Origin of the sequence: Saccharomonospora iraqiensis subsp. paurometabolica YIM 90007 (assembly GCF_000231035.2) — a bacterium.
GTDB classification, from domain to species: Bacteria; Actinomycetota; Actinomycetes; order Mycobacteriales; family Pseudonocardiaceae; genus Saccharomonospora; species Saccharomonospora paurometabolica.
In genome coordinates this window covers 9,603-19,607 of sequence record NZ_KI912250.1, presented here as the reverse complement: position 1 = coordinate 19,607, position 10,005 = coordinate 9,603, and the positions used below count along the sequence as shown (strand labels likewise).

At 71.2% G+C, this 10,005-nt stretch carries 16 protein-coding genes; 8 read left to right on the top strand and 8 right to left on the bottom strand.

Translation table 11 applies throughout. The annotated features are described in order from the left end of the window. Positions 1-517 (bottom strand): Ada metal-binding domain-containing protein (locus SACPADRAFT_RS28175; RefSeq protein WP_007025171.1); only part of this gene is annotated, 517 nt, incomplete at its 3' end. Between the two features lie 96 nt (positions 518-613). Between SACPADRAFT_RS28175 and SACPADRAFT_RS0216130 the strand changes: the two genes are divergently transcribed. Then, the gene (locus tag SACPADRAFT_RS0216130) at positions 614-877 is read left to right on the top strand and encodes a hypothetical protein (RefSeq protein ID WP_007025170.1); all 264 of its coding nucleotides are present in this window, start codon (positions 614-616) and stop codon (positions 875-877) included. Positions 878-913: 36 nt separating this feature from the next. Continuing rightward, a complete protein-coding gene (gene ychF, locus SACPADRAFT_RS0216125; protein ID WP_007025169.1) occupies positions 914-1,996 on the top strand; it encodes a redox-regulated ATPase YchF in 1,083 nt (360 codons plus the stop codon). A 78-nt stretch (positions 1,997-2,074) separates the two neighbouring features. Here ychF and SACPADRAFT_RS34430 read toward each other — a convergent pair whose 3' ends face one another. Then, a complete protein-coding gene (locus SACPADRAFT_RS34430; RefSeq protein WP_324604548.1) occupies positions 2,075-2,803 on the bottom strand; it encodes an RCC1 domain-containing protein in 729 nt (242 codons plus the stop codon). On the opposite strand from SACPADRAFT_RS34430, the gene SACPADRAFT_RS0216120 reads away from it, so the two are divergent. Both SACPADRAFT_RS0216120 and SACPADRAFT_RS0216115 read left to right on the top strand, forming a co-directional pair. Continuing rightward, positions 2,787-3,545, top strand: a complete 759-nt coding sequence (locus tag SACPADRAFT_RS0216120) for a VOC family protein (RefSeq protein WP_007025168.1) — start codon at positions 2,787-2,789, stop codon at positions 3,543-3,545. The two genes, SACPADRAFT_RS34430 and SACPADRAFT_RS0216120, sit on opposite strands and share 17 nt — an antisense overlap. Before the next feature lie 5 nt (positions 3,546-3,550). Then, positions 3,551-4,393, top strand: a complete 843-nt coding sequence (locus SACPADRAFT_RS0216115; RefSeq protein WP_007025167.1) for a PhzF family phenazine biosynthesis isomerase — start codon at positions 3,551-3,553, stop codon at positions 4,391-4,393. Here SACPADRAFT_RS0216115 and SACPADRAFT_RS0216110 read toward each other — a convergent pair. Beyond that, a complete protein-coding gene (locus SACPADRAFT_RS0216110) occupies positions 4,383-5,309 on the bottom strand; it encodes a LysR family transcriptional regulator (protein WP_040924492.1) in 927 nt (308 codons plus the stop codon). The two genes, SACPADRAFT_RS0216115 and SACPADRAFT_RS0216110, sit on opposite strands and share 11 nt — an antisense overlap. A gap of 83 nt (positions 5,310-5,392) precedes the next feature. On the opposite strand from SACPADRAFT_RS0216110, the gene SACPADRAFT_RS0216105 reads away from it, so the two are divergent. The 3 genes from SACPADRAFT_RS0216105 (at position 5,393) to SACPADRAFT_RS0216095 (ending at position 6,806) form a co-directional block, all read left to right on the top strand. Next, complete coding sequence (locus SACPADRAFT_RS0216105) at positions 5,393-6,118, top strand: SDR family oxidoreductase (protein ID WP_007025165.1); 726 nt, start codon at positions 5,393-5,395, stop codon at positions 6,116-6,118. Between the two features lie 71 nt (positions 6,119-6,189). Continuing rightward, on the top strand, positions 6,190-6,393 hold the full coding sequence (locus SACPADRAFT_RS0216100) for a hypothetical protein (RefSeq protein WP_007025164.1): 204 nt from the start codon (positions 6,190-6,192) through the stop codon (positions 6,391-6,393). Continuing rightward, complete coding sequence (locus tag SACPADRAFT_RS0216095) at positions 6,393-6,806, top strand: type II toxin-antitoxin system death-on-curing family toxin (RefSeq protein ID WP_007025163.1); 414 nt, start codon at positions 6,393-6,395, stop codon at positions 6,804-6,806. Before SACPADRAFT_RS0216100 ends, SACPADRAFT_RS0216095 begins: the two co-directional genes overlap by 1 nt. 213 nt (positions 6,807-7,019) lie before the next feature. On the opposite strand, the gene SACPADRAFT_RS0216090 is transcribed toward SACPADRAFT_RS0216095, so the two are convergent. Genes SACPADRAFT_RS0216090 through SACPADRAFT_RS0216075 form a run of 4 tightly spaced genes read right to left on the bottom strand, consistent with a single transcriptional unit; the run spans position 7,020 to position 8,435 of the window. After that, positions 7,020-7,505, bottom strand: a complete 486-nt coding sequence (locus SACPADRAFT_RS0216090) for an SRPBCC family protein (protein WP_007025162.1) — start codon at positions 7,503-7,505, stop codon at positions 7,020-7,022. Between the two features lie 4 nt (positions 7,506-7,509). Further along, positions 7,510-7,875: an ArsR/SmtB family transcription factor gene (locus tag SACPADRAFT_RS0216085; protein ID WP_007025161.1), complete on the bottom strand. Its 366-nt coding sequence runs from the start codon at positions 7,873-7,875 to the stop codon at positions 7,510-7,512. A 46-nt stretch (positions 7,876-7,921) separates the two neighbouring features. Further along, complete coding sequence (locus SACPADRAFT_RS0216080) at positions 7,922-8,224, bottom strand: hypothetical protein (protein WP_007025160.1); 303 nt, start codon at positions 8,222-8,224, stop codon at positions 7,922-7,924. Next, a complete protein-coding gene (locus tag SACPADRAFT_RS0216075) occupies positions 8,214-8,435 on the bottom strand; it encodes a hypothetical protein (protein WP_007025159.1) in 222 nt (73 codons plus the stop codon). Before SACPADRAFT_RS0216075 ends, SACPADRAFT_RS0216080 begins: the two co-directional genes overlap by 11 nt. A gap of 182 nt (positions 8,436-8,617) precedes the next feature. Here SACPADRAFT_RS0216075 and SACPADRAFT_RS0216070 point away from each other — a divergent pair, with 182 nt between their 5' ends. Further along, positions 8,618-8,863 (top strand): winged helix-turn-helix domain-containing protein, encoded by a 246-nt coding sequence (locus SACPADRAFT_RS0216070; protein ID WP_028662505.1) that lies wholly within the window; start codon positions 8,618-8,620, stop codon positions 8,861-8,863. 47 nt (positions 8,864-8,910) lie between these two features. Here SACPADRAFT_RS0216070 and SACPADRAFT_RS28170 read toward each other — a convergent pair. Continuing rightward, a partial coding sequence (locus SACPADRAFT_RS28170) for a DUF1015 family protein (RefSeq protein ID WP_007025157.1) occupies positions 8,911-10,005 on the bottom strand: 1,095 nt, incomplete at its 5' end.

The window sequence follows — 10,005 nt, the reverse complement described above, 5'->3', positions numbered from 1 at the left end:
CGGCGAAGGCGACGTCGGTCAGCGGCAGGTCGGACAGCTCGGTCAGCAGCCGGGCGGCGTGCGCGCGGTGGGCGCGGGCGAGCGCGAGGGGACCGGCGCCGAGTTCGGCGGTGAGCACCCGGCCGAGCTGGCGCTGCGAGTAGCCGAGGGTCCGGGCGAGGCCGGACACTCCGGCGCGGTCCACGAAGCCGTCGGCGATCAGCCGCATCGCGCGGCCCGCGAGGTCGGCCCGGACGTTCCACTCGGGCGAGCCGGGCACCGCGTCCGGCAGGCACCGGCGGCACGCCCGGTAGCCGTGGGTCTGCGCGGCGGCGGCCGTGGGGAAGAAGTCGACGTTGCCGCGCTTCGGCGTCATGGCGGGGCAGGACGGCCTGCAGTAGATGCCCGTGGTGCGCACCGCGACGACGAACTGCCCGTCGAAGCGCGCGTCGCGGGAGCTCACGGCGCGGTAGCAGCGCTCCGTGTCCCGCCACACGGCCCCGGACGGGGGCGGGGTGTCGCCGGTGAGCCGGATCATGCCTCCGATCGTGCCACCCGGTCAGCCCGGTGGCTCGCGGAAATCGGACATCACCGCCGAGGTGCGGGGATCCTCGCGGGGTTCTACGGTCGTGCCATGACGAAGCGGATGCAGCGCACCTCGTTCCGTACGGCCGTGGCGGCCACCGCCGCGGTCGCGGCCCTGGGCTTCTCGGCCGCCTGTGAGGAGCCGGTGCAGGAGGACAACGGCGGCGACCAGCAGGAGCAGGAGGACAACGGCGGCGGCTACGGCAACGAAGGTGGCGACGGCAACGAAGGTGGCGACGGCGGCGAAGGTGGCGGTGAAGGCGACGACGAGGGCGGCGGGGGCGGAGGTGACGGTGAGGAGGACGACGGCTGACCGGACCGGCATCCCCGGCACGTACACTGGGCAGTCGTGAGTCTGACCCTCGGCATCGTCGGCCTGCCCAACGTGGGCAAGTCGACCCTGTTCAACGCCCTGACCCGGAACAACGTGCTCTCGGCGAACTACCCGTTCGCCACGATCGAGCCGAACGTCGGCGTCGTGCCCCTGCCGGACCCGCGGCTGGACGAACTCGCGAAGATGTTCGACTCGGCCCGCACCGTCCCGGCGACGGTGTCGTTCGTGGACATCGCGGGGATCGTCAAGGGCGCGTCCGAGGGCGCCGGGCTGGGGAACAAGTTCCTGGCCAACATCCGTGAGGCCAACGCCATCTGCCAGGTCATCCGCGTGTTCGACGACGGCGACGTCACCCACGTCGACGGCCGGATCGACCCGATGTCCGACATCGAGACGATCAACACCGAGCTGATCCTGGCCGACCTGCAGACGCTGGACAAGGCGCTGCCCCGGATGGAGAAGGAAGCGCGGACCAAGAAGGAGAACCGGCCCGCGCTGGAGAACGCGAAGAAGGCCAAGGAGATCCTCGACTCGGGCCGCACCCTGTTCGCCGCGCAGTCCGAGCTCGACATGGACGGCCTGCGGGAGCTGAGCCTGCTCACCACCAAGCCGTTCCTCTACGTGTTCAACGCCGACGAGGGCGTGCTCACCGACGAGGCCAAGCGCGCCGAGCTGACCAAGCTGGTCGAGCCCGCCGACGCGGTGTTCCTGGACGCCAAGGTCGAGTCCGAGCTGCTGGAGCTCGACGACGAGGCCGAGGCGCTGGAGCTGCTGGAATCGGTCGGCCAGTCCGAGCCGGGCCTGAACGCCCTGGCCCGTGCCGGGTTCCACACGCTCGGCCTGCAGACCTACCTCACCGCCGGGCCGAAGGAGGCCCGCGCCTGGACCATCCCGCAGGGCGCGACCGCCCCGGAGGCGGCGGGCGCGATCCACTCCGACTTCCAGCGCGGCTTCATCAAGGCCGAGATCATCTCCCACGAGGACCTGATGGCGGCCGGGTCGATGGCCGCCGCCCGCGCGGCGGGCAAGGTCCGCATGGAGGGCAAGGAGTACGTCATGTCCGACGGCGACGTGGTCGAGTTCCGCTTCAACGTGTAGTCACGACCCGTTTTGTCTCGGGCAAGGGCGGAGGGAGTCGTCGCCGGTGTTGCCGGTCCGACTCCCTCCGACCGGTCATCAGCGGGGTGCTCGAATGCCGCGCCATGCGGCGACCTCGCATCGACCGTCCGCTGCGTTGCCCGCGGCGAGGACAGTGCCGTCGGCGCGCAGGCCTAGCGTGTGGGCGGAACTTGCGGCGACCGCGACGATGTCACGCCACTCGTGCACGTCGCGTTGTCCGTATCGGTTGTTGCCCGCGGCGACCGCTGTCCGTCCGCCCGGACACCGACGGAATGCCAGTCGCCAGCGCCGAGGCCGACGATGTCGCGCCACGCAGCGACGTCGCACTGCCGTTGGGCGTTGCGCTCGGCAGCCACGACGGTGCCGTCGGCGCACAGTCCGAGAGTGCGGCGCCAGCCCGCAGCGATGGCGATGATCTTTCGCCACGTGGCCACGACAGTTCCGTCCGTGCGGAGACCGACCGAATGACGCCTGCCCCCGGCGAGCGTGGACGCACGCAGTGACACGACCGTCATCTCCCCGGTCACGATAGGGGTCTGCGGTACCCCTCGTCCCGGTCTCGGCCGGGAGTTTCAACCCGGGCCTCGACTCGTCCGTGCCGCTGGCCGAGCGGGCGCAGTCGGTGTCTCCGACCGGCGGGCCGATTCCGGCCGCCGACAACTCCGGTGAGTAAAAAGCTTTTGTGCTCTCCGCGTGCGGTCTGCAGAGTGGGTGCCCTCCCTCCGCCCGAAAGAGGGAGGACCTTTGGGTGACGAGGGAAGGAAGCTTGATGACCGAACGCGACATCTCCTCAGCCGGGGCGCCGTGCTGGGTGGACCTCTTTCACCCCGATGCCGCCGCTGCCCGGGGCTTCTACGGAGAGTTGTTCGGGTGGTGCTTCGATGATCCGCTGTCCCTGCCGAGCGGAGCCGGGGACGCGTACTTCCCCGCTCGTCTCGAGGGGCGGCTCGTCGCCGGTATCGGCCAGGCCCGGGTCGACGGCCTTGGGGGGTGGCGCACCTACGTTCGGGTCGCCGACCTGGAGGACACGCTCGCCCGCGTGGAGTCGGCGGGAGGGGTTCGGCGGTCCGGCCCGTTCGCGGTGGCTCACCACGGGCGCATGGCCGGCGTTGCCGATGCCACCGGTGTCGCGTTGTGGCTCTGGGAGGCCGGATCCCGCAGTCACGTGGAGTTGGCGGACGAGCCCGGGTCGTGGGCGATGAGCGCGCTGCACACCACCGACCTCACACGGGCGGAGGAATTCTACGGCGCCGTGTTCGACTGGGTGCTCGACGCATCGACCGATGATCCGTTCGCCTACTGGCGACTCGACGAGCAGGTCGTCGCTGTCGCAGCGGCGACCGACGGCGCCGCGGTGCCGCCGCACTGGAGCGTCAACTTCGCCGTGCAGGACGTCGACGCACTGGCCGAGCGAGCCGAAAGGCTCGGCGGGCGCGTTCTGCTGGAGCCCTTCGATACCCCGGGCTTCCGGAACACGCTCCTCGGTGACCCGCAGGGCGGTGTGATCGCGGCATCGGGGAAGGAGTGACAGGCATGGTCGACGTCGTTCGCTACGCCGCATTCAGCACCGACCCGTCCGGAGGTAACCCGGCGGGGGTCGTCCTCGACGCTGCGGGCCTGGACGAGGCGCGGATGCAGCGGATCGCGGCCGAGGTCGGGGACTCGGAGACCGCGTTCGTCACCGCGTCCGACCCGGCGGCGGGGCGGTACACGCTGCGCTACTTCAGCCCGTTGGCCGAGGTCGCCTTCTGTGGGCATGCCACCGTCGCCACTGCCGTCGCGCTGGCCGAACGCCACGGGACCGGCCGCATGGTCTTCGGCACGCAGGCGGGCGAGATCGAGATCGGGACCGACGGGGACGACACGCTCGTCGCCGGTCTCACCAGCGTCCCCACCCGCTCCCGGCCGGCCTCCCCCGAGGACGTCGACGCCGCGCTGCGGGCACTGGGCTGGTCACCCGGAGAGCTGGATACGCGTTTTCCGCCCCACGTTGCCTTCGGCGGGAACGACCACCTCGTGCTCGCCGCGGGTTCCCGGCAACGCCTGGCCGAACTGGACTACGACTTCGACGCGCTCGGGGACCTGATGCGGCGGCAGAACTGGACCACCGTGCAGCTGTTCCGGCTCGAGGACGAGCACACCGTTCACGCCCGCGACCCCTTCCCGGTCGGCGGGGTGGTCGAGGACCCGGCGACCGGGGCCGCGGCGGCCGCGCTCGGCGGCTACCTCCGCGAACTGGGGCAGGTCACCCGGCCCCGGCGTATCACGGTCGTGCAGGGCGAGGACATGGGCCGGCGCAGTGAACTCCTGGTGGACGTCGCACCCGACGATCCCCGGGTCACCGTCACCGGCACCGCCACCAGGATCACCGACTGACGGCGGGTTCCGGGCCCTCCGTGCCGTGGCCCCGCCCTCCCCGCTGGGTCGGGGACGGCGTGGTGTCGCCGAGCCCGGCCGCGGCGCGGACGAGCGCGGCGACCGCCGGGGAGCGGCTGTTCGGCGGCCACGCGAGCACCGTGGTGACCTCCGGCGCGTCGACGACCGGCACCGCGACGTGGTCGGGCCACTGCCAGGCACGGCTGGAGGCCGGGATGACGAGCAGCGTCCTGCCGAGCGCGACGAGTTGGGCGAGCTGCGACTGGCTGCGCACTTCCGGCCCGGGACCGTCCGGGTAGGACCCGTCGAGCCGGGGCCACCGGGCGAGCGGCAGGTCCGGCACGTCGCGGATCTCCGCGAGTGTGAGCCGCTCGCGGGCGGCGAGCGGATGCCCCGCGGGCAGGATCGCGACCTGGCCCTCGACGTGGAGGTCCGCGGTGTCGAACCCGGCGAGGTCGTCGAACGGGCGGTGCATGAGGGCCACGTCGGCGCGCCCGTCGCGGAGCAGCCGTGCCTGCTCGCCGATCTCACACAGGGAGACCTCGACCGGTGCCGCACCGGGTTCGTCCGTAACCGCGTCGAGGAGACTGCGCAGCAGCTCGTGGGAGGCGCCGGACTTCGACACGAGCACCAGCGGCCGCTGTGGGTCCCCGGCGCGGCGCGTCCGGCGCGTGGCGGCCGTGACCGCGTCGAGGGCCGCCGCGGCCTCGCGGAGCAGCACCCTGCCCGCGTCGGTGAGTGCCACGCCCCGACGATCCCGGGACAGGAGCCGGACACCGAGCCGCTGTTCGATCCGACTGATCGCACGGGACAGCGGCGGTTGGGCGATCCCGAGCCGCTCGGCGGCCCGGCCGAAGTGCAGCTCCTCGGCCACGGCGACGAAATACCGGAGCTCGCGGGTTTCGAGGTCGTCCACCACACGGAGCCTACGCCTGATACCTGGTGAGTATCACGGCGTACCGGATCGGTCTTGGACACCGGGCGCGCGGCCCGCCGAGCATGGAAGGCGTGAACGAGACGAAGACCGCGCTGGTCACCGGCGCGAACAAGGGAATCGGTTTCGCCATCGCCCGGGGACTCGGGGAGCTCGGCTACACGGTCGCGGTGGGGGCCCGCGACGACGTCCGGCGCGACGAGGCGGTCGGGACACTGCGCGCCGCCGGCGTCGACGCGTTCGGACTCGCCCTCGACGTCACCTCCGACGAGAGCGTCGCCGCGGCGGCGGCGACCGTCGAACGGACGGCGGGGCGGCTCGACGTGCTCGTCAACAACGCGGGCATCGGAGGCCGCACCGACGGTGGCGCGCAGGACCCGACGACGCTCGACCTCGACGTCGTCCGCACCGTGCTCGACACGAACGTGTTCGGGGTCGTCCGGGTGACCAACGCGATGCTGCCGCTGCTCCGCCGTGCGGAGTCGCCGCGCATCGTCAACATGTCCAGCGACATGGGTTCGCTGACCCGGCAGACCGGGCCGGTCCTGGCCGCGTACGCGCCGTCGAAGTCGATGCTCAACAGCATCACGGCCCAGTACGCCCGCAGCCTCGCCGATACGAACATTCTTGTGAACGCCGGCTGCCCCGGGTATGTCGCGACCGAGTTCACCGGCTTCAACGGGGTGCGCACGCCCGGACAGGGTGCCGCGATCGCGATCCGGCTCGCCACCCTCCCGGACGATGGACCCTGCGGCGGCTTCTTCAACGACGAGGGCGTCGTCCCCTGGTGACCCCGTCCGGCACGCTCCGGTGCGTGTCGCTTCGCGGTGTGATCTTGATACCAAAGTGGTAGCATCGTGCCATGGCGATGACTCTCCGGTTGACCGAGGAGCAGGAGCGCGCCCTGGCGTTGCTGGCGGACGTCGAGGGTGTCAGTAAGCAGGAGGCCGCCGCGCGGGCGATCACCGAAGCGGCGGCCCGGCGCGTCCGGGACGATCGCGTGCGGGCGCTTTCCCGGGAAGGCCGGGATCGCTATGCCACTCTCCTGGACCGCCTCGCGCAGTGATGGTGGAGTACCTCACGCTCGAGGATCTTTTGGTTCTCGCGGCGGATCTGGGTGTGCCTGACGTCCGTGATCCGGGGCTGCTCGATGCCGCTGCACACCGTTCGCGGGTGTCCGTGTTCGGTCAGGACGCCTATCCGACCCTGCACGAGAAGGCAGCCGTTCTGCTGGAGTCTCTCGCGCGTAATCATCCGCTTGTCGACGGGAACAAGCGGCTGGCCTGGATGGCCGCGTTCACGTTCTACGGATTGAACGGACTCGACCTGGACGCTCCGGAAGATGACGCATACGACCTGGTCATCGGGGTCTCCACCGGTGCCGTTGACTACACCGAAGCAGCCTTGCGTCTCGCCGCGTGGGTCGGATCAGACGTCGCGCGGCAACGGCGTCCGGAGGAAACCGGGACCGACGTATGATTTCTGGGATCGATACGGCGATCCCGCGATTCTCCCTTGCGGAGGAAGCGCCGGACCGCGAGTTCGGCTTCGTCCCGTACACGGTGCCCGACTCGTTCGCCGAGGCGTTGCCGGAGTCCGAACTCGCCGGGTGGGAGCGGTGGCGGCACGTCGGTGAGGCATGTCGAATCACCGCCCCGCCACGCGGTCGGTGCGTCCTCCGTGTCCGGCAGTTCAGGACGCGAGGAGTCCGTCGATCTGGTTGATCGCGCCGGTGGCGCCCTCGATGATGCCCATGTCCAGCACCTTCTGCAGAGCCTCCGCGCTGGCGAAGGTCGAGACGTAGGTCGCCCGCGTGCGGCCGTCGTGTTCGGTGAAGGTGTAGACGTTGGTCGAGACCGGCAGCTCCGGGTTCGGGTTGAAGTCGAGATCGGAGAATCCGTCCTCGAAGGAGAAGCTGCGCGGCTCGTCGACCGCGGTGACCTTCCAGTACCCGGCGAACTTCTCGCCCTCGGGGCTGGTCATGTAGTAGTGCACCCGCCCACCGGGGGTGAGGTCGTGCTCGACCACGGTCGCCGGGTAGGTCGGCGGGCCCCAGATCTTCTCGAGCTGGCGCGGGTCCGCGTAGACCTGCCAGACGCGCCGCACGGGTGCGTCGAACTCGGCGGTGATGGTCAGGGTCCGGTTGTCCAGGTCGTGCTCGGTGTCGATGACGGGCATCGGGTCATTCCTCCTCGTTGAGGCCGGCCGTGGGGTCGGCTGCGATCAGTTCGTCGATGCGCGCGATACGGCCACGCCAGATCTGCTCCAGCTCGGTGAGCAGGGACGCCACCGACCGCACCGCCGTCACGTCCCCGCTGGCCAGTTGCTCGCGCCCGCTGCGCCGCTTGACGAGCAGCCCGGCCCTTTCCAGGACGGCGACGTGTTTCTGCACCGCGGCGAAGCTCATGTCGTAGTTCGCCGCGAGCCCGGAGACCGAGTGCTCCCCGGCCAGCACCCTGCGCAGGATGTCCCGGCGGGTGCGGTCGGCGAGCGCGTGGAACAGGGCATCGGCCCGGTCCTCGTCGCTCTCGGTCACACGAGCAATCATACAACCGATGGGTTGTACGTCAACCGGTCCCGGCCCCGGCCGGTCGCTACCCGCCCGCGGCGCCGAGGGTGTCGACGGGGCACCAGTGCTCGCGCCGGGGGTCGTCGAGGCAGTCCTGGATGCAGTCGGTGCAGAAGCGGCCGTCGACGGTGCCGCGGGGCCGGTCGGGTCGGGTCACCGGATTCACCCCGCACACCGCGCACGGGGCTGCGCCCCAGGACCGCAGGGCGGCCAGGACTCGGCGCATCACGTCGGTTTCCGGCGTGGGCACGGGATCCGTCGTGGTCGGGAGCAGGTGCGGCGGGAGCTGCCCCACGTGCGGCAGGAGCGTGGTGAGGTCATCGCGCATCCGTGTCCGCTTCGATCGTCCGGGCGTCGAGTTCATCGGCACGGTCGAGGAAGTCGTGGGCGAGGGCGACGAAGGCGTTGCCGACCTCGCGTACCGGTGCGGCGGGGAGTTCGCCGCCGTCCTGGCGCTGCATCAGCTCGACCACCACGGGGCCGAAGGAGTGCATCACCTCGGCCGCTCGGCACAACAGTTCCCGATCGCGCGCGATCACGAGCCCCACTCCCGCCACGACGTGAGCCGCGTGCAGGTGGATGTCTGGTGAGGGGTGCGTGGTCTCATGGCGTCGATCATAGGACGCAATAGGACGCGTCCTATACCTACTAATACGTAATTGACACGATCGAACGCTTCCTCTCGGTTTGGGTTGCGGTGGTCAGGGATAAGTTCCGGCTCGTGACTGTGCCGCCCTTCGAGTACCTGGAAGACGACGAGCGCCACCTGTATCAGCAGGTCGCTGACCATGTGCAGGCGCGGATCGAGGCCGGGGAGCTTCGACCGGGTGCGCGTCTGCCGAATGAGCGGGGTATGTGCGACGAATACGGGATCTCGATCGGCACGACCCGTCGTGCGGTCGCCTTGCTGCGTGAGCGTGGGTTGGTACGCACGATCCCGATCAAGGGGACATTCGTGTCCCGTTGAGGCCGCGTGGCCCCCGGCTTGACGCTGCTCGATCGCCTCCTGAGCTGTCAGGGCAGCTCGCGGATGAACAGCCCCGTGCCGGCCTTCGGCGTGAAGAAGGTCGACTTCGGGGGCATCACCGCGCCCGCGTCCGAGACGGCCATCACCTGCTCCACGTCCGGCGGGTGCAGCAGGAAGGCCATCGCGTCGTGTCCGGCGCACCAGCGCCGGATCTCGGCCGGGTCCTCGTCGTCGTGGAACGGCGTGACGTCGGTGTCCGCGTCGACCCGGCCGATCCCGAACACCGGGGCGAGGATCTCCTCGTCGAGCGCGACCACGTCCAGCGCGGCCCGGGCGTCCGTGGGCCCCGCGGCGGCCCCGTCGTCGGCCCGCTCCGCCGGGGCGCGCAACCCCACCCGGTACCAGCGGCCGTCGAGATGCATCCCGACGACGCCGGGCCCGGTGCGTACCGCCTCGGCTGCCGAGCACTCCGCCAGGTGCGCGGTCACCGGTCGTGCGGCGATCGCGCCCAGTAGATCGGCGGCGGCCCGTCCGGGCGGGCGGGTGACGTAGCGGTGGTAGCCCAGAATGCGCAGCTGTTCGCTCGGGAACACCGCGGCCAGCGTGTACGCCGCGTCGCCGTCGCCCTCGGGGCCGGGGGAGCGGTCGGCGTAGCGGGCGGCCGCCGCCATGCGGTGGTGGCCGTCGGCGATGTAGCAGGCGTCGATCCCGGCGAGTTCCTCGCCGAGGGCATGCACCAGGGCGGGTTCGGTCGCGAACCAGACGCTGTGTGCGGGGCCGCCGCGGGGGCTCAGCCGCACCGTGGGCGGGCTCGCGGTCACGCGGTCCAGCAGCGCGGCCAGCCGGGGTCGGGAGGGGTGCATCAGCAGCACGGGCACCTGTTCGGTTCCCGTGCTGCCGGTGAATTCGACCAGCCTGCGTTCCCGCTCCGGGTCGGTGGCCTCGTGCCGACGCACCCGCTCGTCGCGGTAGGCGGCCACGGAGACCTCGACGATCACCCCGGTCTGTCGGTGCCCCGCGGACTCCAGTCCGTACACCACGACCGCGGGGCCGTCGGGGCGGGTGAGCGCGCCCTCAGCACGCAGCCGCGCGAGCCGGTCCGGGGTGAGGGGTTCGCCGGAGGCGCCCGGCGCGCCGCCGGT

Bases quoted from the DNA above. Each gene is read 5' to 3' on its own strand.
- SACPADRAFT_RS0216100 (WP_007025164.1), top strand. From the start codon at position 6,190: ATGGCGATGACTCTCCGGTTGACCGAGGAGCAGGAGCGCGCCCTGGCG.
- SACPADRAFT_RS0216085 (WP_007025161.1), bottom strand. From the start codon at position 7,875: ATGATTGCTCGTGTGACCGAGAGCGACGAGGACCGGGCCGATGCCCTG.
- SACPADRAFT_RS0216115 (WP_007025167.1), top strand. From the start codon at position 3,551: ATGGTCGACGTCGTTCGCTACGCCGCATTCAGCACCGACCCGTCCGGA.
- SACPADRAFT_RS0216105 (WP_007025165.1), top strand. From the start codon at position 5,393: ATGGAAGGCGTGAACGAGACGAAGACCGCGCTGGTCACCGGCGCGAAC.
- SACPADRAFT_RS0216090 (WP_007025162.1), bottom strand. From the start codon at position 7,505: ATGCCCGTCATCGACACCGAGCACGACCTGGACAACCGGACCCTGACC.
- SACPADRAFT_RS0216095 (WP_007025163.1), top strand. From the start codon at position 6,393: ATGGTGGAGTACCTCACGCTCGAGGATCTTTTGGTTCTCGCGGCGGAT.
- SACPADRAFT_RS0216120 (WP_007025168.1), top strand. From the start codon at position 2,787: ATGACCGAACGCGACATCTCCTCAGCCGGGGCGCCGTGCTGGGTGGAC.
- SACPADRAFT_RS0216130 (WP_007025170.1), top strand. From the start codon at position 614: ATGACGAAGCGGATGCAGCGCACCTCGTTCCGTACGGCCGTGGCGGCC.
- SACPADRAFT_RS34430 (WP_324604548.1), bottom strand. From the start codon at position 2,803: ATGTCGCGTTCGGTCATCAAGCTTCCTTCCCTCGTCACCCAAAGGTCC.
- SACPADRAFT_RS0216080 (WP_007025160.1), bottom strand. From the start codon at position 8,224: ATGCGCGATGACCTCACCACGCTCCTGCCGCACGTGGGGCAGCTCCCG.